We start from the raw sequence: 20,708 nt of genomic DNA, 5'->3' as shown, positions 1-20,708 counted from the left end.
ATGCCTATGGCGTCGTCAGGATGTAGGCAATACGCCGGAAGAAATCCAAGGTGCGGAACAGATGCGCGGGTATGCGTCGCCACGGGGAAGCCTTGGCGGCACGATAGTCGCGGCGCCAGCCGATCATCGTGCTTCTCTGCAGCCGGCTGAAGCCGACGATATTGGCATTGGTGGTGAATATGGATGCATGCATGTCCCAGCCGCGTTCGATGGCGACATCCCAGGGCAGAGACATCACGGCCAACGCTTTGACGATCTTTTCCGCGCCCTTGCGTGTCACGAGGTAGCAGGCCGTCGAACCCTGAGGCCCGAAAAGGCAGCGACCGACGACATCACCTTTCCGGCTGTTGGCCGTGGCACGGAAACCGCGCCAACGATGATTGACGAGTTTGATCAGATCGGCCGTCGGCGCCGCCTCTTTGGTCGCGACGGCGCGGGTAAGGAAATCTGCATCCAAGGCCACGTCATCCTCGATGACCAAGGCCATGTCGTCACCACTCGCGAGAAACTTACGCAAAGCCGCCAGATGGCTTCGATAGCAACCATATTCCCCGGACAGGATGGTTCGGCCATGGCGCCGCTCGAAGCGGGCGTGATCGACGTCGATCCACTGATCGCGCGGGACGAGCGCGCCGTCCACGCCGTTGATTCTTTCAAACCGGAAACCGAACTCGCCGCTCTGCCGCTCTATCTCCGCCAGCCTGTCCGCCGCCCTGTCAATATTGATCAGATAGACCGGGATAGGTTGCATGAGGACGAGTGGGCTTTCGGCAAATGCAGTAAGAGACATCGAGCACACTTGTTGTTTTCCGTCGGCGCAAATCAATCGGCGCCGGGACTTATATGATTGCGCGTCGGCACATAAACCAGTCTTTTTGAGGCTTAATTTAGCGTGACTCCATTGCGTGTACCTTGCCCCTTCATCAAACTTTACGCACGGATTTGTGATCTTACGCCGCAGGCGCATTTTGCTGTTGCGCTCACTGGCGGCTTCCAATATATCCAGCGGCGGGACACTCCTCCCCAACGAGGAGCTTTCTATCTGAGAGGATAGCATCATGACTAAGCTCGCCAAGCCGGACATCCGTCCGAATAATACCCATTTCTCTTCTGGTCCATGCTCGAAGCGTCCAGGTTGGACACTTAACGCTCTTTCCGACGCGGCTCTCGGCCGTTCGCACCGCGCGAAAGTCGGCAAGGCCAAGCTGAAGCAGGCCATTGATCTTACCCGCGAAATTCTCGAAGTCCCGGCGGATTACCGCATCGGCATCGTTCCCGCCTCGGACACTGGTGCCGTCGAAATGGCGCTCTGGTCGCTGCTCGGCGAACGTGGCGTCGATATGGTCGCCTGGGAAAGCTTCGGTGCAGGCTGGGTTACCGACGTCGTCAAGCAGCTGAAGCTCAAGGACGTCCGCAAGCTCGAAGCCGGTTACGGCGAGCTTCCTGATCTTTCCACGATCGATTTTGATCGTGACGTGGTCTTCACCTGGAACGGCACCACCTCTGGCGTCCGTGTTCCGAACGGTGATTTCATTCCGGCCGATCGCAAGGGCCTGACGATCTGCGACGCCACATCGGCTGCCTTCGCGCAGAAGCTCGATTTCGCCAAGCTCGATGTCGTTACCTTCTCCTGGCAGAAGGTTCTGGGCGGCGAGGGCGCTCATGGCGTCATCATCCTGTCGCCGCGTGCCGTCGAGCGTCTGACCACCTATCAGCCTGCCTGGCCACTGCCGAAGATCTTCCGCATGACCAGCGGCGGCAAGCTCATCGAAGGTATCTTCACCGGTGAGACGATCAACACGCCGTCGATGCTCTGCGTCGAGGACTATATCGACGCTCTGCTCTGGGCCAAGGATCTCGGTGGTCTCAAGGCTCTGATCGGCCGTGCTGACGCCAACGCCAAGGTCATTCACGACTTCGTCGCCGCCAACGGCTGGATTGCCAATCTCGCCGCCAAGGTCGAGACACAGTCCAATACGTCGGTCTGCCTGAAGATCGTCGACAAGGACGTTGCCGCTCTCGACGAAGACGGTCAGGCGAATTTCGCCAAGGGCCTGGTCGCGCTCCTCGAAAAGGAAGGCGTCGCCTATGACGTCGGCCACTATCGTGATGCTCCGTCTGGTCTGCGTATCTGGGCCGGCGCTACCATCGAAGCTTCCGATATGCAGAAGCTGATGCCTTGGCTCGCCTGGGCTTTCGAAACGCAGAAGGCGACGCTCTCCCAGGCCGCCGCCTGAGACTTTGAGCGTTTACGGCTCCGCCCCGATAGGCGGAGCCCAGCATTCCGAATTCATCGTTACCCGACCTTTTTCAGGAGGCCTACCATGGCACCTCGCGTTCTCGTATCCGACGAACTGTCGGAAACCGCCGTCCAGATTTTCCGCGATCGTGGCGTCGAAGTCGATTTCCAGCCGCAGCTCGGCAAGGACAAGGACAAGCTGTTCGAGATCATCGGCAATTATGATGGTCTCGCCATCCGTTCCGCCACCAAGGTGACCGAGAAGATCATCGAGGCGGCGAAGAACCTCAAGGTTGTCGGCCGCGCCGGCATCGGCGTCGACAATGTCGATATTCCGGCCGCATCGCGCCGCGGTATCATCGTCATGAACACGCCGTTCGGCAATTCGATCACCACGGCCGAGCATGCCATCGCGCTGATGTTCGCCGTTGCTCGCCAGCTTCCGGCTGCCGACGCCTCGACCCAGGCCGGCAAGTGGGAAAAGTCGAAGTTCATGGGTGTCGAAATCACCGGCAAGACGCTCGGCATCATCGGTGCCGGCAATATCGGCTCCATCGTGATTGCCCGCGCCCTCGGCCTGAAGATGCATGTGCTTGCCTACGATCCGTTCCTGTCGAAGGAGCGCGCCGAGGAAATGGGCGTGACCAAGGTCGAGCTCGACGAGCTTTTCGCCGGCGCCGACTTCATCACCCTGCACGTGCCGCTGACCGACAAGACCCGCAACATCATCGACGCCAGCGCGATCGCCAAGATGAAGCAGGGCGTTCGCATCATCAACTGCGCCCGTGGCGGTCTCGTCGATGAGGCAGCTCTTGCCGCGGCGATCAAGTCCGGCCATGTCGCCGGCGCTGCCTTCGACGTCTTTGAAGTCGAGCCCGCCAAGGAAAGCCCGCTGTTCGGCCTGCCGAATGTCGTCTGCACGCCGCATCTCGGTGCCTCCACCACGGAAGCACAGGAGAACGTCGCGCTACAGGTGGCCGAGCAGATGGCCGATTACCTCGTCAAGGGTGCCGTCTCCAACGCCATCAACATGCCCTCGATCACCGCCGAGGAAGCGCCGATCCTGAAGCCGTTCATCAGGCTTGCCGATGTTCTCGGCGCCTTTGTCGGCCAGGTCACGGATGATCCGATCAAGGAAATCGAAATCCTCTACGACGGCGTCACCGCGAACATGAACACCAAGGCCCTGACGAGCGCGCTGCTTGCTGGCCTGATCCGCAATCAGGTTGCCGACGTCAACATGGTTTCGGCACCGATCATGATCAAGGAAAAGGGCGTCGTCCTTGCCGAAGTGAAGCGCGACAAGACCGGTGTCTATGACGGCTATATCAAGCTGACGGTCACCACCGACAGCATGACGCGTTCCGTTGCCGGAACTGTCTTCTCGGATGGCAAGCCACGCTTCATCCAGATCAAGGGTATCAACCTCGATGCCGATGTCGGCAACCACATGGTCTATCTCGCCAATACCGACGTACCCGGCATGATCGGCTTCATCGGCACGACGCTCGGCTCCGCTGGCGTCAACATCGCCAACTTCCAGCTCGGCCGCGACAAGCAGGGCGGCGATGCCATCGCGCTGCTCTATGTCGATGGTCCGATCAGCGATGAGGTGCTTGCCAAGCTGACGGCGCATCACGCGATCCGCCAGGCCAAGCCGCTGGTATTCAACGTCGACTAAGCTTCTTCTCCTCCAGCAGGAGGTGGAGACATCCATTTGCTCCTCGCGAGAGCCAAATCCGAAACCCGGTGCGACGCAAGTTGCGCCGGGTTTCTTCCATTGTTGCAGGGGTTGTGGATAAGTCGTGCCGGCGCACTATCGAGCTTTGCCAAACGGGCCTATCTCTTTGTCATGGAGGCATTGCGGAAGAACATTCTCGGGGAAGGAATGGGCACGCCGATCGAGTGGCTGGCAAAGCCGGTCTCGATTGCGATCGTGCTTTTCGCGCGGGCCATTACCGCGGTGAGGGCAATCTGGCCCGAGAGCGGCATGAATACCCGCCGCTGCATCTACTTCGCCAATCATTCCAGCCATGGCGATTTCATCCTGATCTGGGCGGTGTTGCCACCCAGGCTGCGCCGGCGCGTTCGGCCTGTTGCCGGCGCCGATTACTGGCTGAAATCCTCTCTCAACAGCTTCATCGGCCGCGATGTCTTCAATGCCGTGCTGATCGAGCGGGACCGCGAGGCGCGCAAGGAAGATCCGGTTACGCAGATGACGCAGGCGTTGGATGACGGTTCGTCCCTGATCCTGTTTCCAGAGGGCACCCGCAATCTGACCGAGGTGCCGCTGCAGCCGTTCAAGAGCGGGCTCTTTCATCTCACCCAGGCTCGCCCGGATATCGATCTCGTTCCCGTCTGGATCGACAATCTCAATCGCGTCATGCCGAAGGGCGAGTTCGTGCCCATTCCGCTGATCTGCACAGTTACCTTCGGCGAGGCCCTGCACATCGGCGAGGCCGAAGAGAAGGCGGATTTCCTGGCGAGGGCCGAAGCGGCCCTGCTGGCGCTTGCGCCGAAGCGGGCGGGGGATTGAGCATGAGTGCTGCCAGCGCCGATCTGATCCATCTCGTTCTCGGCATTTTCGGCGTGTTGATCGTCGCCTCCATCGTCGGCTATGTGCTCGAACAGCGCCTGTCGCCGGATGGATCGAATGCGGCGATTGAAAACCTGAATGCGCGCATCAAGGCCTGGTGGGTTATGGTGGTGCTGATCGGCATCGCCTTCGTGGCCGGCCGTGCCGGCGTCATCCTGCTCTTCGCCTTCTGCTCCTTTGCGGCGCTGCGCGAATTCGTGACGCTGATCAACACAAAGCGAGCCGACCATTGGGCGCTGGCCGCTGCCTTCTTCGTCGCCGTGCCGGTGCAATATTATCTGCTCTGGGCCGAGCAATACGGCATCTATTCGATCTTCATTCCTGTCTATGCCTTCCTGTTCATGCCGATCATCGCGGTGCTGCGCGGCGATACCGAGCGGTTTCTCGTGCGTATCGCCGAGGTGCAATGGGCGCTGATGATCTGCGTCTTCTGCGCCTCGCACGTGCCGGCGCTGCTCACCCTGCATATTCCGGGCTATGAGGGCCGCAACGTACTGCTGATCGCCTTCCTGGTGATCGTCGTGCAGCTCAGCGACGTGCTGCAATATGTCTGGGGCAAGCTCTTCGGCAAGACGAAGATCGCGCCGCGGCTGTCGCCTTCGAAAACCGTCGAAGGCTTCGTCGGCGGGGTTGTCAGTGCCTCGCTGATCGGCGCGGCGCTCTGGTGGGTGACACCGTTCACACCGCTGCAGGCCGGGCTACTTGCCTTCGTCATTACGATCATGGGCTTCTTCGGCGGCCTGGTGATGTCGGCGATCAAGAGGGATCGTGGCGTCAAGGATTGGGGCCATCTGATCGAAGGTCATGGCGGGCTGATCGACCGGCTGGATTCGGTCGTCTTCTCGGCGCCTATCTTCTTCCACCTCGTTCGCTTCTGGTGGTCGGTGTCATGAGCGGCCGGCTGAAAGCGCTTGCCGGCAGCAGCATCGTGCATGTGCTTTTCGCGTTCCTTGCCATGGGCGGCTGGGCCGTTTTCGCCAATCGTGCGCATCCGATGCCGCGCCCTTTGATTGCCGGCCTCGTGCAAGGCGTGCTTTCGGGCTGCCTGACGCTGTTTTTGAAGTCTGCCGTCGAGGCTTTGTCGCGACGGTTCAGTGGCTTTACGGTCCTCTGGGCGCCGCCGCTGATTGCGTGCCTGGGCTCGGCGGCGATCCTGGTGACCATCCATGCCTTGAGCGGCACGCCGGAGATCCTGAAGACGATTGCCGTGCCGCTGCTGGTGTCGTCGAGCTATGCGGCGATCTACAATTATTCGATTTCCGGCGGGAGGCGCCGAAGCATGACGGGTGAGAGCCATGGCGGGTGAGGGGATAGGAGACAGGCGGCCATTGGCCAGCCGCAATACGCGATGGGCGCAAGCCCTGGCGCGGCGCATGACCGCGCTTTCGATCACACCGAACCAGATATCGCAGGCGAGCATGGCGATGGCAGCGCTGGCCGGCGCCAGCTTCTGGCTTTCCGGTACTGGCGGCACGGGGATGCGTGTACTGCTGCTCATCCTCGGAGCCTTGTTCTGCCAGCTGCGCCTGCTCTGCAACCTGCTGGATGGAATGGTGGCCGTCGAGGGTGGCAAGGGGGAAGCCGATGGACCCTTCTGGAACGAATTTCCGGACCGCATCGCCGATATCCTGATTTTCGCCGGCATCGGCTACGGCATAGCGTCTCCCGGGCTCGGCTGGGCCACTGCCGCCTTTGCCGTGCTGACGGCCTATGTCCGCGAGCTCGGGCGCGCGACAGGCAATCCCAGCGATTTCGGCGGGCCGATGGCCAAGCAGCACCGCATGGCCGTCATCACCGCGGCGGCGCTCCTCTCCGTTGTCGAGGCCTTGTGGACCGGCGGCATATGGATCTTGACCATTGCGCTGTGGATCGTCGCGGTCGGGTCGGTCGTAACCGTGCTGCGCCGTGGGCGCAATCTGATCGGACATTTGAAAGCCAGGGGGTGATTCGCATCTCGGCCTGCCCCTTGCGCCGGATGGCAATCCTTTCTATATCCCTCCACAATTGAGGTGGGCCGCAAAGAGCGGCTGATACGCCCCGCATGATGAAAATTCGCCGCTTTTGCATGGCATCCAGCGGTGAGAAGCATGATCCCAAAAAGTGTGTAACGGTTTTTGGATAAGATCATGCGAAATCAAATAGAGAGAGCGTGACGGCTTTTCGCAGAAAGGTCATTCCGCTCGGCAGCATCGAAGATCGTTCAAGACTGGCGGCAACGACCGTGAATACACTGGATTTTGACAAGAGGCCGGAAGATACCCGCGTCGTCGTCGCCATGTCGGGCGGCGTCGACAGCTCCGTCGTTGCCGGCATTTTGAAGCAGCAGGGCTATGATGTGCTCGGCATTACGCTGCAGCTCTATGATCATGGCGCAGCCGTGCATCGCGCCGGCTCCTGTTGCGCCGGCCAGGATATCGACGATGCGCGCCGGGTCTGCGAGACGCTCGGCATCCCGCATTACGTGCTCGACTATGAAAAGCGCTTCCGCGAGACCGTGATCAATCCTTTCGCCGAGAGCTATGTCGCCGGCGAGACGCCGATCCCCTGCGTCGCCTGCAACCAGACCGTCAAGTTCGCCGATCTTCTGTTGACTGCCAAGGAACTCGGCGCCGACGCTCTGGCGACCGGCCACTACATTCGCTCGCGCCCGAACCCATCCGCCGACAATCCCGGCCGCCGTGCGCTTTACCGCCCGGCCGATGCCGATCGCGACCAGAGCTACTTCCTCTTTGCCACCACGCAGGAGCAGATCGACTATCTGCGCTTTCCGCTCGGCGGCATGCCGAAGGCCGAGACGCGCGCGCTTGCCGAGGAAATGGGCCTCGTCGTCGCCAAGAAGGCCGACAGCCAGGACATCTGTTTCGTGCCGCAAGGCAAGTATTCCGACGTGATCGCCAAGCTGAAGCCGAATGCGGCGCTCGCCGGCGAGATCGTGCATCTCGATGGCCGTGTGCTCGGCCAGCATGAGGGCATTCTGCATTATACAATCGGCCAGCGCCGCGGCATCGGTGTCGCCACCGGCGAGCCGCTTTATGTCGTCTATCTCGATGCCCGCTCGCGCCGCGTCATCGTCGGCCCGAAGGAAGCGCTGGAAACGCACCGCGTCTATCTGCGCGACGTCAACTGGCTCGGCGACGAGCCGTTGGCTCAGGCGGCTTCCGGCGAGGGTTTTGCCTGCTACGCCAAGGTCCGCTCCACCCGCGCGCCGTCGCCGGCTGTGCTGCACATCGATGCCAGCGGCATCTATGTCGACCTGACGATCGGCGAAGCCGGCGTTGCGCCCGGACAGGCCTGCGCGCTCTATTCGGCGCCGGGTGACGACGCCCGCGTCTATGGCGGCGGCTTCATCGAACGCTCTGAGCGCGAGCCGGTCGCCGAGGCCTCGCTGAAGGCTCTGCTTGCCAGTCCCGTCGCGGCGTGACGGCCGGTCGGCATCGGCAATGAGAAAGCACTGATTTTTCCACATCATCCGCTTGACACAAAGCCGAGCCGCACCTTATAAGCCGCTCAACCGACGGGCCAACGCTTTTCGAGCGACGGTTCGTTTGACCTCTACGCATGATATTCAGAGATCAAGCGTTGATATGGCGGAGTAGCTCAGTAGGTCAGAGCAGAGGAATCATAATCCTTGTGTCGGGGGTTCAAATCCCTCCTCCGCTACCATCAAAACACCAGGTAGTTTTCGATCGGCGATTGCTGTTTCTCAATCATTGAGATCACAACAGTATTCTTCGCCCGCTTCGCGCATGCATAGCGGATCCCGCACGCCTGTCTCCATGCGGACAAATCGTCAGATCATGGTCGCCCAGAGACCCTCAGTCTTCCTTCATCGGTATCTCGGCTTCTTTGACCGCTTTGATAAATGCCAGCCGGGCTTGCTCGGGAGTGCGTTTGCCGCTGATCACGTCGGCGCAGACGGATAGGGCGTGGTCCAGCGCAGGGGCTTCTTCAAGCGGCCAATCTTCGATGAGCGCCCAGCTGGCGGCCTGGGTTGTGTCGATGACGACCCATTCTTCCGGTTTCTCAAGAGCGATGGTGACCGCCTTGCTCCATTTTCTCTGCGTCACGGAAAACCCTCGAATTCGTGGATGCCTGTCGCCTGTCTCATAGGCCGATTCATCTCGCGTGGCGAGGTGGTTTCGTTCGGAAGGGAAGGCGCGCTGGGCGTTTCGCGGAGGTGGGATGCCAGGACAAGCGGAAACAAAGTCTGTCGTCGTAGCGCATGGCAGCTCGGCAATGGTCCGCCGGCCGCATCAGCGTTCCTTACATGAATTGAACACCCAAGCTGTTGATCTTTCGCCAGCGGACTTCGCAGGCCATGAGCCTGTTGTCAGCGAGCTGGAGATTGAAGCTGCTTGGGGCTGAGAGCGGGTTTTCAATCTGGATCATCGCACCCGTATCAGAGAGATTTCTGACGATGCAGTCGAAGACCGAGCGTCCATCGTTGAAGATGATCTTGGCTCCAAGAAGTGTCCGCTTTCGCGCGGCTGTTCGGCTTTCTGGCGAGGATTCGGTCATCGCTTTGGTTCCGGATATAGTTTTACTAATCTGTTATGTTCTAATATCGCAAAAGTTAATATGGTACTTCCAGGCTGGCGTTTTTCACCTGTCCGAGCGCTCGCGGCAAAGCTGCGAAATGTCGCTATTGGATGCTGTTGCGGGTGATGGCTGTGGCTTCGGATCGCGAAGTTCTTCAGTGCCAACTTGCCAAATTGTCGGCTGGCCCTTAGCCGGATATCCCTTGCAAATCGTGCGTGCCTCGACCGGGGCGAACAAGTTGTCTCTACTTGCGTTGTATTTCCAGACAGTCAACGCAAATCCGCGCAACATGCCTTGCAAGACGAAACATGCTCTGGCACCGTGCCGCCGCAGGGGAACGGGGTTTTCAATGAGATTATTTTTAGCGGCGGCTACTGTTTTGGTGGTCGCCAATTCTGTAATGGCTGCTGATGATCCGGTAACAAATGCGTACCGGGTCTGTAAGATGATAGACAATACTGGCTTGTTCACGGCGCCGTGTCAGGTTTCCAGCCGGAAATACACGGTGACCGCGACGATCGATCTACCGACTGCCGATGCCAGGAAAGCCTGCACACAGATCGTCGGCGTCGTTTCTTCGAAGGGATTTCATTTCCTCAACGCAGAATGGACCGTGCAGATCAAGTCGCCGACCGGCGGCGACAAGCCCGTTGCATCCTGCAGGTTGCCGAAATGACAACTCTAGGCTGAGGCATTCAGCTCTTCCTCAGCAAAGGCGAGCTGCAATTCCATCTGAATAGCATGCATGAAGAGGGCGGCTTGCCGCGAGATTTCGTCTTCGTCCATTCCCTGCTCTGTCAAGGTGGCGGCAAAACCTGCCATTTCCGAGCGCCAGAAACGATTGGCTTCCTCGCCGTGAAGCTGCAGCAGGGCGTTGGCACACCGCCTGATATCGCTGGTACGCCTGTCGGCCGGGAATGCTAAAAGCGACATAATCTCTCCGTCAATGGCGTGGCGAATCGCCTGCCTTTGTTGGAACAATCGCTTGCAGTGGTTCACAAAAGATGAATGGCTTCTTGTTGAATTCCAATCGCTTGCGGCGGGAAGTGACGATTTCACTGCATGACGGATATGCCCGCCTCCCGTGCAGCCCTGATCAGGGCTTCCCTTGCAGCCTCTGGCGGGGCAGCACCCAGCATCGCCTCAAGGCAAACGCGGACCGCGGCAACATATTCCTCGCCGTTTTCGAGCGGCCAATGCTCCAGCAGAAGTTCAGCGACCTGGTGTACCGAATTGACGCGGCGGTAGCCTCCATCCTCTCCAAGTACAAGCGTCACAGCTGGAAATGGCCGTAAAGTGTTTCGTTTCAAAACGCATTACCTCCGAAACGTAAATGCTTCGGTAAGCCTGCAAGAAGCGTTCCTTATGGCGCGCGATCCTGCCCGGCGTTACGGTTTTGCCCGCCGATGGCGGCGCTACGATCGACAGCCTCCCGCGAACACCCGATGGCGGGCAGGCAGGCTCCGGGGTTCGTGGTGGCTATTGACGCCTATGGCTCGCCTGACGAATTTTTCCGTGCGCGAACCCGGACGGGGCAGCTTGCTCTGTTTGGCAGAAGCATGGGACGCCCCCAAGCAAACGACGTCCGATATGCTCCGGCAAGCCGGAAGCACAACTTCATTCTGCGACTGGAAAGAAATATCAGACCTAATCCAGCACACCAGCTTCGGCGCAGGCTTCAACGAACACATGTCTCGCCTGCTCGTACAGAAGCGGATTTTTGCTGGCGGCGCCGCAAAGATCGGTTGCGGAATGGTATTTTTCGCCCCGTATTGTCGGCCAACGGAAGAGAAGATGGTTCAGCGCTTCCATGGGGCTTCTTATCGTTTCCGGCATGCCATAGCCGATGCGTAGATATACAGGTCCAAGCCAGCGAGCATCGCTGGTTTCAGCAGTCATGTTCATTTCTATTGTGCTCCGACATCACTATCGAAACTCCCGCGACCGGAAAAGGTTTCGAAATTTTTCGGAAAATCGGTTGGAGCACTCTGCGGATCGAATTCCGCCGCAATCCCGAAATCGGCTCGCGGCGGGATATTCCAATGGCACCAGGGGGCGCCAGACAGTGTGTTTACTGGCAGTCGGAGACGACGATCTTGCAGTGCGGGCAGTTGTCCAGCGCCATGCGCTCGGCTTCGCGCTTGCTGGTGCCGTAGCCGATGCCGTAGTTGACGCGGTCGCCGACATAGGCGCCGCATGTCTCGAACCAGACGGCCGTCTTGCAGGAGTCGTTGCCCGCCGAACGGCATTCCTTGATCGCATTGTGCTCGGCCTCTGACCGGCTGGAGCCCCAACCCACGCCGTAGCCGGCTTCGCTTGCGGAAAGGCCTTGCTGGTCGTCGACGGCGATTGCCCCGAAGGCCAGTGCTGACGATGCGAAGGCACACGAAATCAATGCTGCGGCGAGGGCCGCGCGAATGTTCTTCTTCATGATTAAATCCCCGAAAACCCAGATAACCCGGGCCCAACTGGTATATATCGCGCGATCATCAGGACAAGGCGGCTCACGGCTCCATTTTTGGGTGGATATGGAGACGTCGTGACCGCTTGGAAGCCAGCAAAGCGGCGCGCTATAGTGCAATGATCAGGAGAGCAAGCAGGAGCAGAACCGCCAGTCCTGTGAAAATGACGCGCAGAACACCCCGCAATACTATTGCGAGGACAATCACAACAAGCAGTGCAACGATCATGGAGGTATTTTATTGAACGACGGGCGTCTCGATCGGCACACTGGCCTCCATCGCCGCCGCGACAAAACTGTTTCTGGCTTCCAGCGCGTATCCGTGGCCGCTGTCGACGTCGGCGCAGATCTGCAATGCCATCAGGAAGGCCTTGCCTTCTGCCACGGGCCAGGCATTCAGCAGCATATCCAGCGCTTCCTTCGCATTGGCGACCGTGTAAACCTTCCCGGTACGCTTGCAGATGACCATGATGGGGTAGTTCCAGTCTTTATTGCTCATGGTGCGAGGCTCCGATCCGACGACGCTGGAATTAATGCTACGTTGCGCGAAATCTCAAGTTAATTTCATGAAGGTATCTGGTGCAGTCTGGACTCGTTTCAATTGCACTCAGGCTAATTCAACCGCTAGTTCGATCAACTCTATAGTTACAAATCCGGGTGCTGTGTTTTCGGCGGTTCTCTTTGCGTGCGGGTCACTTGCCTAAAGGCATGGGATCATAAAATATTTGATAGGCCGCGTCGCAGAGGGAGAGCCATGGGAAGCTTTACGGAGATTGAGGAACGGGCCGAGAAGCGTAAGGGTGGGCCGGACGCGCTGAAGGCGTTGATGCCGAAGACGCCGAACCACGATGCCTTGCGCGCCCTGCCGGATGACCGCATCTTGTCGGAGATGACGCGCTATGTCTTTTATGCAGGCTTCGTGCGCAACATCATCGATGCCAAATGGCCCGGCTTCGAAGCGGCTTTCTCCGGTTTCGATCTCGCCTTTCTCAATTTCGCGCCTGATGACTATTGGCATGATCTGACTTCCGACGCGCGTGTTGTGCGCAACGGCGCCAAGATCATGTCGGTACAAAAAAATGCACAGTTCATCCGCCAGATCGCCGATGAGCATGGCAGCGCCGGTCGTTTTTTTGCCGATTGGCCGATTACCGACCATATCGGCCTGCTCGCCGTGCTTGATAAGAGGGCTGACCGGCTCGGCGGCATGAGCGGGCAATATCTCCTGCGGGCTATCGGCCGCGACAGTTTCGTCATGAGCCATGACGTCCTCGTCTGCCTGCGGCTTTCCGGCGTGCCGATCTCGGAGGGCAAGCCTGGCAAGAAAGATCTGCGGCTGATCCAGGATCAGTTCAATGCCTGGCATGCCGAGACCGGGCTGCCGCTCACCTATCTCTCGCGCATCTGTGCCTTTTCCGTCGGGATGCCGGGAGAAGAGGATGACGTCTGATTGACCAGCTGCGCCTCGGCCGGATCGCGCGCCTTATAGAGGCTCGGCGCCTAAGAGTGCATTTTCGATTCGACTCATCTATGTCTCAACCATCGAGGAATGGTGAGGATACCGATGGCTAACCGGGAAATCGACATAGCGTCCATGGCGAGCAGGGGCCGTGCAACGGCGTTTATCGGCATCATTGCCATTATCGCCGTTGTGATGCTCGTCTTGAGTTCATGGTACACGATCGATCAGGGCGAACGCGGCGTCATCCTGCGCACCGGCGCCATGGTCGGCACGGCCGAACCGGGCCTGCATTTCAAGCTTCCCTGGATCGAGACTGTCGTCAAAATCCCGGTGACGCAGCAGGTGACCTATTGGACCTGTCAGAATGGCGGGAATTGCCAGACCAACGAGCATCAACAGATGCAGGCCTATTCGCAGGACCAGCAGCCTGCCGACATGCGCGTGACCATCTCCTGGCATGTGCCGGCGGATGCGGTCGAGCATGTCTATTCGGAATTTGGTTCGATCGGCAATCTGGAATCGCGGTTGATCGCCCGGCGTGCGCCGCAGGATGTGAAGACGGTATTCGGCAAGTTTACCGCCGCCTCCGTCATCCAGAACCGGGCGCAGTTCAACACCGACGTTCAGGCGGCGATAGAGGCTGGTATCCAGGGTCCGGTGCAGATCGACAGCGTCCAGGTCGAGAATATCGACTTCTCCGATGCCTATGAAAACAGCATAGAGCAGCGCATGCTGGCCGAAGTCGAAGTGCAGAAGCTGCGACAGAATGCCGAGCGCGAGAAGGTGCAGGCGCAGATCACCGTGACGCAGGCACAGGCAGCGGCAGATGCCCGCCGCGCCGATGCGCAGGCACAGGCCGATTCCGTGCGGCTGCAGGCGGAAGCCGATGCCGAGGCGATCCAGCTTCGCGGCGATGCCGAAGCCAAGGCGATCAAGGCTCGTGGCGACGCGCTGCGCGACAACCCCAACCTGATCCTTCTGACCCAGGCGGAAAAATGGAACGGACAGCTGCCTACCACCATGCTTCCGAATGGCACGGTGCCGATGCTCAATCTCGACCCGCGCCAGAACTCCGCCGCACCGGCGGCGGAGCATGAATAGCGGAGAGGGTAGGCTAAGGTCCTAGCGGTGATCGAGCCGGCGTGCCAGGCGATCGCCCAGCCATTGCATGCCCCAGACCAGAACGATCAGGATAATGACGACGGCGATCATGACGTTCGTCTCGTAGCGTTGGTAGCCATATCGGATGGCAAGGTCGCCGAGGCCGCCGCCACCGATCGTGCCTGCCATGGCGGAAGCGCCGATCAGCGTCACCATGGTTACGGTGAAGCCGGCAACGATGCCGGGCATGGCTTCCGGTATCAGCACCTCGCGAATGATAGTCCAGCGATTGCCGCCCATCGCACGTACCGCATCGATCAGGCCACGATCGACATCGCGCAGCGAGACCTCGGCGACGCGTGCGTAATAGGGTATTGCGGCGATGGTCAGCGGCACGATGGCGGCTGTCGTGCCGAGCGCCGTGCCGACGATCCAGCGTGTCAGCGGGATCAGGGCGATGAGCAGGATGATGAAGGGCACGGCGCGGAAGCCGTCGACCAGGATGCCGAGGACGCGGTTGATCGCCCCCTGTTCGGCAATGCCGCCGCGACCCGTTGCGACGAGGGCAAGGCCGAGCGGCAGACCGATAATCAGGGAGAGGAAGCCGGATGCACCCGTCATCCAGATGGTCTGCCAGAAGGAGCGCCAAAGCAGGCCGAGGATTACGTCAGTTGTCATAGCCTAGAACCTCCACCCGGGCGGAGCGGGCTTTCAAAAAATCACTGACCTGGGTCGGCAAACTCGCTTCGCGCGTCGGTACCGCGATGAAAAAGCGGGCGACCGGCTGGTTCTGGATATGGTCGATGCCGCCATGGACCAGGCGGAAAGAGCGGGGAAGAGCGGCCGAAAGCTCGGCAAAGAGCGCGCCTTGCGCCTCAGGGCCGGCAAGCTCGACACTGAGAATGGCTTCGGTACCGGATATCGGAGACATGCGAGCGGCAATATGTTCGGGAAGCTGCGGACGGGCGCTGCTCAGCAGGCTGGCGGTGATGTCCTGCCGGGGATTGGCGAAAACGGTCCATACCGAGCCTTCTTCGACGATCCGGCCGGCATCGATGACGGCAACGCGGTCGGCAATCGAGCGGATTACCTCCATCTCGTGGGTAATGAGCAGGATCGTCAGGCCGAGCTTGCGGTTGATGTCCTTCAGCAGTGAAAGGATCGATCGTGTGGTTTCTGGGTCGAGCGCCGAGGTTGCCTCATCCGACAGGAGAATGGCGGGCCGGGCTGCAAGGGCGCGGGCAATGCCGACGCGCTGCTTCTGGCCGCCGGACAGGGCGGAAGGATAGGCCTTGGCCTTGTCGGCGAGGCCGACGAGTTCGAGCAGCTCGCGGGCGCGCTGCAATCGTTCCGTCTTGCCGATGCCCTCTATCTTCAGTGGCAGGGCGATATTTTCCTCGACGGTTCTGGAGGATAGCAGATTGAAATGCTGGAAGACCATGCCGATGCGGCGGCGCAGCGGCTGCAGTTCCTTCTCCGACAAGCGGGCGATGTCACGGCCTTCGATATGGATTTCACCGCTATCGGCGCGCTCCAGCCCGTTCAGGCAACGGATCAGCGTCGATTTGCCGGCGCCGCTGCGGCCGATGATGCCGACGATTTCGCCGCGGCGCGCGCTCAGTGAAATGCCATCCAGCGCCGGCGTCGTGCCAAACCGGCGGCGCACGTCTACCAGGCGGACGATCTCGTCGCCGGTCGAACGTTCAGGCGGCGCCTGTCCGTCTATGGCGGTGGCTGGGGTGAAAGAATTCATAATGCGTCTCTTCTTAAAAGGCGGCCCTTGAGTTCGTAGAGGCCAGTATACCCCCCTCTGTCACTTTCGTGACATCTCCCCCACAAGGTGGGAGATCGTTGGGAGTTTGTTGGGCGCTTAGCAGAACAATCGGCAATGTGTCAGCAGATGCGATGCTTATTTCCTGGTGATGGCTTGCCGCCTGTTTCCAATCTTCCCCCTTGTGGGGGACTATGTCACGAAAGTGGCGGAGGGGCACACTCTCTGCGAATTCCATAACCACTATAAACTTCATCGCATTCTAACGGGAAAAATACCAAAGGCGGCCCGGGCAAGATGCCCCGGCCGCCTTGCCGCTCAGCGCTGTCCCCCGCGCCGTTCTGATATCAATAGGCGCTCTGGCCCGTACCCTTGTAGACCTTGTCGAATTCGGCCTTGACGGTGTCATTCTGGTAGGAGGCGACCAGCGTCTTAACCCAGGCTTCGTTCTCGCTGCCCTGCTTGACGGCGATGAAGTTGCGGTAGGGATTGCCTTCGGTCTGCTCCTGCGCGATGCGGTCTTGCGCCGAGAGCCCTGCTTTCAGCGCCCAGTCGGTGTTGACGACGGCCGCGTCAAGATCGTCGATCGAACGGCCGACGATGCCGGCATCCAGCTCCTTGATGTCGACGTTCTTCGGGTTTTCTGCGATGTCGGCGACCGTGGCGAGGATGCCGGTGCCGTCCTTGAGCTTGATGATGCCCTCATGCTGCAGAACGAGCAGCGCGCGGCCTTCGTTGGACGGGTCGTTCGGCACGCCAATGACGGCGCCCTTCGGAAGCTCGGCGACGGTCTTGTACTTCTTCGTGTAGAGGCCGATCGGCCAGATGCCGGTATAGCCGGCGACGACGATATGATAGTCGTGCTGCTTGATCTGGTTGTCGAGGTAGGGCTTGTGCTGGAAGGCATTGGCGTCGATTTCGCCACGCTCCAGTGCCTCGTTCGGCTGGGTATAGTCGTTGAAGACGACAGGCTCGATCTTCAGACCTTTCTTGGCGGCCTCGGCGGTCACTGCACGCCAGACGTCCTCGTCCTCGCCGCTCATGATGCCGACCTTGATCGTCTTGTCTGCGGCGAAGGACGTCGTGGCGGTTGCCGTCAAGCCGAAAACGGCGACAGCGGAGGCAAGGATGGCGGCAAGGCCGGCGCGGCGGGAAAGGCGCAGCGCGTCGAAACCTCTAGAAAGCTTTTCAGTCATGGGAAATCCTGTTTCAGATGATCGAGACCGTTATCTCGTTGACGGCTTAATCATCTCAGACGCGTGTTCGCATCGCCAAGCAGGATCATGCGTTGTGCAGCGCAGTTCTGAAAAACTCTTTTCAGTGCAGCGCAAAGCAGAAACTAATTTTCTACAAATATTGTAGTTTATTTAAGCGGCAAATGGATTTTTGCCTAAAAAATGTGCAGATCAACGGTGGATCGGGTCCTTCCAAAGGACATTTTCCGGCTTTTCCACCGGCTCGATATCGAGATTGACTACAACGGGTTCCTGTCCGGAGCGCACAAGCACGCATTCCAGCGTCTCGTCGCGGCTGGCGTTGATCTCCTGATGCGGTACATAGGGCGGCACGAAGATGAAATCGCCGGGACCGGCTTCGGCCACAAATTCCAGATTGTCGCCCCAGCGCATCCGTGCCTTGCCCTTGACGACATAGATGATGCTTTCGAGATCGCCATGATGGTGGGCGCCGGTCTTGGCGTTGGCGTGGATCGTCACGGTTCCGGCCCAGATCTTCTCAGCGCCGGCGCGGGCATTGTTGATCGCGGTCGCGCGGTTCATGCCCGGGGTCTGGGCGGTATTCGGGTCGAGGGCATTGCCGGGAATGATTTTGATCCCATGTTCACGCCAGTCGATCGGTGGATGATCGTGGCCGTGTTCATGCCCATGGTCATGCTCATTTTCATGATTGCCACACATGGTGTCCCTTTCATCGTTCCTGGAGGGATTCGTGCATCCTCCGCTTACGACCTGTCATTTTACTCTACGCGAAGCCCTTCAAAAATAAAGGGAAATGCAGAAAATTCTCAAAGAGGCTTTTCAAGTCGCGATTAATCTATAGACTTGATCAAGTTAAATGACCGGTGGGAACATTTTGTGTGTGTCCCGCGTTGCGCCGGTCACAAGATGGTTTGCCGCGCCGCTTGCCCCCATGGACTGTGTTCGGGGCGCGCCAAACTGAAGAAGCAGCGCCTGGTCTCGGAGGAGACCGATACTTTCATATCATGCGCCGGACTTCCAATTGAAAGGAGACAGACATGTCGAATGCCTTGCCGCCCCTTCATGAGGGTCATGCCCCCATCACTCTGCAGCAGCTGTTCCGCGAGGCGCTTTACGCTTTCGAGGAGTGGGACAGCGAAGTCACCGAACCGATCGTGACGTTCGAAGGGCGGATCTTCCCTCTCAGCGTCGTTTTCGAAGCCATGCGCGAATGCACCGACATCGTGCCCAACAATATCGTCTCGGCCGTCACCGAACGATTGACCAAGCCCTGGGAGGGCGAAGGTCCGCTTGACACGATGACCTTCTCGACGGCGGCGCGCGTCATGGGCGTCCTTGTTCGCAAGAGGTTGCTGGCCGTGAACAACGGCATCAACGTCGCTGTTCTTGCCGCAGAAGCCCAGACGACGGAAACGTCTGACCGCTAATAAGCGCGATCGATGATCGAAGGCCCGCTGGCAGACGATGCCTGCGGGCCTTTTTGCGTTTTCAGCGCCGGCTGACGTCGAATTCGGGATCGACGGGAATCTGCATGGCCGTGACCAGATGGTTCGTCTGTCCGGCAAGGCCGATGACGGCAAGCAGCTCCCCGTGCTGTGCATCCGTCATGCCCTTTGCTTTCGCGGCAGCCGTATGGGAATGGACGCAATAGGTGCAGCCATTGGCCGTCGAGACGGCGATATAGATCATCTCGCGCACCAGCGGATCGAGCGAACCCTCAGCCATCATCACCGCTTTCAGGCTTTCCCATGTGCGCTTCAGCAAGGCTGGATCGTTGGCGAGGCCGCGCCAGAAATTATTGACGAAATCGGATTTCCGCACCGCGCGGATATCATCGAACACCGCCTTGACCGCCGGGATCGCTTCAGCTTCCGCATCATCGAGCAATTTCACCGTCGCCATTCTGAAACTCCTTTCAACAATCCTGATGTTGCGGGAGCATAGCGCATTTTCCAGTGGCACAGGCCGGGCAGCCGGCGAATATCCTCCCTCTTTTTGTTTGCAAATGTCATCCATATGTGAAAATACTATTCACATAAGAAGATTGAGGTCGCTGTGAGAATCGGCGGCGGGGGTGTACGCCGAGGCGGAGAAACGCTTTCGGCCGAAGTATTGTCAGGGAGCAGGAATTATCGATGGCGCTGAAGAAGGACTTGCCGCTGGCCGGGCTGGTGGTCGTCGACATGAGCCAGTTCCTGTCAGGGCCTTACTGCACCCTCAGGCTGATGGATCTCGGCGCCAGGGTCATCAAGATCGAGCGCCCCAGCGGTGGCGATCTCTCGCGCGGGCTCTATCTCAGCGATGACGAGCGCGGCGATTCCACCATTTTTCATGCCATCAACCGCTCCAAGGAAAGCCTGGCGGTCGACCTGAAGAACGAGCGTGACATGCGCGCCCTGCGCAAGCTCATCTCCAAGGCCGATGTTCTCGTGCAGAATTTTCGTCCTGGTGTCATCGAACGGCTGGGGCTCGATTATGAAGCCACCAGCAAGCTCAATCCACGCCTCGTTTATTGCTCGATCAGCGGTTACGGCGAAGAAGGTCCGTGGGTATCGCGGCCGGGTCAGGATCTGCTGGCGCAGTCGCGCTCCGGGGTCATGTGGCTGAATGGTGACGAAGGGCAGGGACCGGTGCCTTTCGGTCTGGCGATCGGCGACATGCTGGCCGGTGCGGCGGCGGCTCAGGGCATTCTGGCGGCACTGGTGAGGCGTGGCATCACGGGCGAAGGCGGCCTGGTCGAAACCAGCCTGCTGGAGGCGCTGATCGATCTGCAGGTGGAAGTATTGAGCGTGCACATGAACAGCGGCAACAAGCTGCCCGAGCGTTCGCATGTTCGCAGTGCCCACGCCTACCTCTCCGCACCTTATGGCGTCTATCCTGCCGCCGACGGCTATCTCGCCATCGCCATGACGCCGATTTCCAAACTTGCCGATCTGCTCGGCATGGAGGAACTGGCGCCCTATCGCGACGACCCGAAGAGCTGGTTCACGAAGCGCGATGAGATCAAGGCGCTGGTAGCGGCACGCATTGCGACTGGCAATGTCGACGACTGGCTTGCGATCCTCGAACCTGCCGACATCTGGTGTGCCCGGGTGCTGAACTGGACGGAGCTTTTGGGCAGCGAAGGCTTCCGCGTTCTCGACATGTTGCAGACGGTAGGGCGCGATGATGGCGTCAGTCTTAATACCACCCGCTCGCCCATCCGCATCGACGGGCAGCGGCCGAAATTCGAGCGTGCGGCCCCGCACGTTGGCGAGCATAATGCGGCACTCTGGGAGGAGTTCGACCTCGGTTGAGGTTTCGAGAGGCGGCCGATGGATCT

At 59.6% G+C, this 20,708-nt stretch carries 26 protein-coding genes and 1 tRNA gene; 13 read left to right on the top strand and 14 right to left on the bottom strand.

Annotation, left to right across the window (positions count from 1 at the left end):
• Nucleotides 1-4 precede the first annotated feature (4 nt).
• Entirely contained in the window at nt 5-1,075 is a 1,071-nt protein-coding gene (locus ACQZ6F_RS11080; protein WP_449096330.1) for a glycosyltransferase family 25 protein, read from the bottom strand.
• On the opposite strand from ACQZ6F_RS11080, the gene ACQZ6F_RS11075 reads away from it, so the two are divergent.
• The 8 genes from ACQZ6F_RS11075 to ACQZ6F_RS11040 all read left to right on the top strand — a co-directional run bounded on the left by ACQZ6F_RS11075 (nt 1,059) and on the right by ACQZ6F_RS11040 (nt 8,498).
• Entirely contained in the window at nt 1,059-2,237 is a 1,179-nt protein-coding gene (locus tag ACQZ6F_RS11075) for a phosphoserine transaminase (protein ID WP_449091800.1), read from the top strand. The genes ACQZ6F_RS11080 and ACQZ6F_RS11075 overlap by 17 nt on opposite strands.
• 87 nt (nt 2,238-2,324) lie before the next feature.
• On the top strand, nt 2,325-3,920 hold the full coding sequence (gene serA, locus ACQZ6F_RS11070; protein ID WP_068400412.1) for a phosphoglycerate dehydrogenase: 1,596 nt from the start codon (nt 2,325-2,327) through the stop codon (nt 3,918-3,920).
• A 207-nt stretch (nt 3,921-4,127) separates the two neighbouring features.
• Nucleotides 4,128-4,775, top strand: a complete 648-nt coding sequence (locus ACQZ6F_RS11065; RefSeq protein WP_449091801.1) for a lysophospholipid acyltransferase family protein — start codon at nt 4,128-4,130, stop codon at nt 4,773-4,775.
• A 2-nt stretch (nt 4,776-4,777) separates the two neighbouring features.
• A complete protein-coding gene (locus ACQZ6F_RS11060; protein WP_068400415.1) occupies nt 4,778-5,728 on the top strand; it encodes a phosphatidate cytidylyltransferase in 951 nt (316 codons plus the stop codon).
• Nucleotides 5,725-6,141 carry a hypothetical protein gene (locus ACQZ6F_RS11055; protein ID WP_449091802.1) on the top strand — a complete coding sequence of 139 codons (417 nt, stop codon included), beginning with the start codon at nt 5,725-5,727 and terminating at the stop codon, nt 6,139-6,141. Before ACQZ6F_RS11060 ends, ACQZ6F_RS11055 begins: the two co-directional genes overlap by 4 nt.
• Entirely contained in the window at nt 6,131-6,781 is a 651-nt protein-coding gene (locus ACQZ6F_RS11050) for a CDP-alcohol phosphatidyltransferase family protein (RefSeq protein ID WP_449091803.1), read from the top strand. Before ACQZ6F_RS11055 ends, ACQZ6F_RS11050 begins: the two co-directional genes overlap by 11 nt.
• A 275-nt stretch (nt 6,782-7,056) precedes the next feature.
• Nucleotides 7,057-8,256 (top strand): tRNA 2-thiouridine(34) synthase MnmA, encoded by a 1,200-nt coding sequence (gene mnmA, locus ACQZ6F_RS11045; RefSeq protein ID WP_068400561.1) that lies wholly within the window; start codon nt 7,057-7,059, stop codon nt 8,254-8,256.
• A 165-nt stretch (nt 8,257-8,421) separates the two neighbouring features.
• Nucleotides 8,422-8,498, top strand: a tRNA-Met gene (locus tag ACQZ6F_RS11040).
• Nucleotides 8,499-8,650: 152 nt separating this feature from the next.
• Here the strand turns inward: ACQZ6F_RS11040 and ACQZ6F_RS11035 are convergent.
• The 3 genes from ACQZ6F_RS11035 to ACQZ6F_RS11025 all read right to left on the bottom strand — a co-directional run bounded on the left by ACQZ6F_RS11035 (nt 8,651) and on the right by ACQZ6F_RS11025 (nt 9,845).
• On the bottom strand, nt 8,651-8,902 hold the full coding sequence (locus tag ACQZ6F_RS11035; RefSeq protein WP_449091804.1) for a DUF982 domain-containing protein: 252 nt from the start codon (nt 8,900-8,902) through the stop codon (nt 8,651-8,653).
• Nucleotides 8,903-9,098: 196 nt separating this feature from the next.
• The gene (locus ACQZ6F_RS11030) at nt 9,099-9,353 is read right to left on the bottom strand and encodes a PilZ domain-containing protein (RefSeq protein WP_068400434.1); all 255 of its coding nucleotides are present in this window, start codon (nt 9,351-9,353) and stop codon (nt 9,099-9,101) included.
• 84 nt (nt 9,354-9,437) lie between these two features.
• Nucleotides 9,438-9,845 carry a hypothetical protein gene (locus tag ACQZ6F_RS11025; RefSeq protein WP_449091805.1) on the bottom strand — a complete coding sequence of 136 codons (408 nt, stop codon included), beginning with the start codon at nt 9,843-9,845 and terminating at the stop codon, nt 9,438-9,440.
• A gap of 34 nt (nt 9,846-9,879) precedes the next feature.
• Here ACQZ6F_RS11025 and ACQZ6F_RS11020 point away from each other — a divergent pair, with 34 nt between their 5' ends.
• Entirely contained in the window at nt 9,880-10,050 is a 171-nt protein-coding gene (locus ACQZ6F_RS11020; RefSeq protein WP_246662526.1) for a hypothetical protein, read from the top strand.
• Between the two features lie 5 nt (nt 10,051-10,055).
• Here ACQZ6F_RS11020 and ACQZ6F_RS11015 read toward each other — a convergent pair whose 3' ends face one another.
• The 5 genes from ACQZ6F_RS11015 to ACQZ6F_RS10995 form a co-directional block, all read right to left on the bottom strand.
• Nucleotides 10,056-10,307, bottom strand: coding sequence for a DUF6074 family protein (locus ACQZ6F_RS11015; protein WP_077469543.1), 252 nt, complete (start codon nt 10,305-10,307; stop codon nt 10,056-10,058).
• A gap of 122 nt (nt 10,308-10,429) precedes the next feature.
• On the bottom strand, nt 10,430-10,651 hold the full coding sequence (locus ACQZ6F_RS11010) for a DUF982 domain-containing protein (RefSeq protein WP_244510141.1): 222 nt from the start codon (nt 10,649-10,651) through the stop codon (nt 10,430-10,432).
• Between the two features lie 370 nt (nt 10,652-11,021).
• Nucleotides 11,022-11,273 carry a DUF982 domain-containing protein gene (locus ACQZ6F_RS11005; RefSeq protein ID WP_169055380.1) on the bottom strand — a complete coding sequence of 84 codons (252 nt, stop codon included), beginning with the start codon at nt 11,271-11,273 and terminating at the stop codon, nt 11,022-11,024.
• A 172-nt stretch (nt 11,274-11,445) separates the two neighbouring features.
• Nucleotides 11,446-11,805, bottom strand: a complete 360-nt coding sequence (locus ACQZ6F_RS11000; RefSeq protein ID WP_077469545.1) for a DUF4189 domain-containing protein — start codon at nt 11,803-11,805, stop codon at nt 11,446-11,448.
• Between the two features lie 268 nt (nt 11,806-12,073).
• A complete protein-coding gene (locus ACQZ6F_RS10995) occupies nt 12,074-12,334 on the bottom strand; it encodes a DUF982 domain-containing protein (RefSeq protein WP_077469546.1) in 261 nt (86 codons plus the stop codon).
• A gap of 255 nt (nt 12,335-12,589) precedes the next feature.
• On the opposite strand from ACQZ6F_RS10995, the gene ACQZ6F_RS10990 reads away from it, so the two are divergent.
• Both ACQZ6F_RS10990 and ACQZ6F_RS10985 read left to right on the top strand, forming a co-directional pair.
• Complete coding sequence (locus tag ACQZ6F_RS10990; RefSeq protein ID WP_449091806.1) at nt 12,590-13,285, top strand: DNA-3-methyladenine glycosylase I; 696 nt, start codon at nt 12,590-12,592, stop codon at nt 13,283-13,285.
• A gap of 114 nt (nt 13,286-13,399) precedes the next feature.
• A complete protein-coding gene (locus ACQZ6F_RS10985) occupies nt 13,400-14,398 on the top strand; it encodes a prohibitin family protein (RefSeq protein ID WP_449091807.1) in 999 nt (332 codons plus the stop codon).
• A 21-nt stretch (nt 14,399-14,419) separates the two neighbouring features.
• Here ACQZ6F_RS10985 and ACQZ6F_RS10980 read toward each other — a convergent pair whose 3' ends face one another.
• The 4 genes from ACQZ6F_RS10980 to ACQZ6F_RS10965 all read right to left on the bottom strand — a co-directional run bounded on the left by ACQZ6F_RS10980 (nt 14,420) and on the right by ACQZ6F_RS10965 (nt 18,085).
• Nucleotides 14,420-15,076, bottom strand: a complete 657-nt coding sequence (locus ACQZ6F_RS10980; RefSeq protein ID WP_068400462.1) for a methionine ABC transporter permease — start codon at nt 15,074-15,076, stop codon at nt 14,420-14,422.
• Nucleotides 15,066-16,151 (bottom strand): methionine ABC transporter ATP-binding protein, encoded by a 1,086-nt coding sequence (locus ACQZ6F_RS10975; RefSeq protein ID WP_449091808.1) that lies wholly within the window; start codon nt 16,149-16,151, stop codon nt 15,066-15,068. Before ACQZ6F_RS10975 ends, ACQZ6F_RS10980 begins: the two co-directional genes overlap by 11 nt.
• A 365-nt stretch (nt 16,152-16,516) precedes the next feature.
• Nucleotides 16,517-17,365, bottom strand: a complete 849-nt coding sequence (locus tag ACQZ6F_RS10970; RefSeq protein WP_449091809.1) for a MetQ/NlpA family lipoprotein — start codon at nt 17,363-17,365, stop codon at nt 16,517-16,519.
• A 210-nt stretch (nt 17,366-17,575) separates the two neighbouring features.
• Nucleotides 17,576-18,085 (bottom strand): cupin domain-containing protein, encoded by a 510-nt coding sequence (locus ACQZ6F_RS10965; RefSeq protein WP_449091810.1) that lies wholly within the window; start codon nt 18,083-18,085, stop codon nt 17,576-17,578.
• A gap of 338 nt (nt 18,086-18,423) precedes the next feature.
• Between ACQZ6F_RS10965 and ACQZ6F_RS10960 the strand changes: the two genes are divergently transcribed.
• Nucleotides 18,424-18,813 (top strand): BRA0787 family protein, encoded by a 390-nt coding sequence (locus ACQZ6F_RS10960; protein ID WP_068400478.1) that lies wholly within the window; start codon nt 18,424-18,426, stop codon nt 18,811-18,813.
• Between the two features lie 61 nt (nt 18,814-18,874).
• On the opposite strand, the gene ACQZ6F_RS10955 is transcribed toward ACQZ6F_RS10960, so the two are convergent.
• Nucleotides 18,875-19,288, bottom strand: coding sequence for a carboxymuconolactone decarboxylase family protein (locus ACQZ6F_RS10955; RefSeq protein ID WP_077469552.1), 414 nt, complete (start codon nt 19,286-19,288; stop codon nt 18,875-18,877).
• 233 nt (nt 19,289-19,521) lie between these two features.
• Here ACQZ6F_RS10955 and ACQZ6F_RS10950 point away from each other — a divergent pair, with 233 nt between their 5' ends.
• Entirely contained in the window at nt 19,522-20,682 is a 1,161-nt protein-coding gene (locus ACQZ6F_RS10950; RefSeq protein WP_449091811.1) for a CaiB/BaiF CoA transferase family protein, read from the top strand.
• Nucleotides 20,683-20,708 lie beyond the last annotated feature (26 nt).

It is taken from the genome of Rhizobium sp. A22-96 (assembly GCF_053521805.1).
Note: the sequence above shows the minus strand (reverse complement) of the source record. Positions and strands in the feature narration are given on the sequence as shown.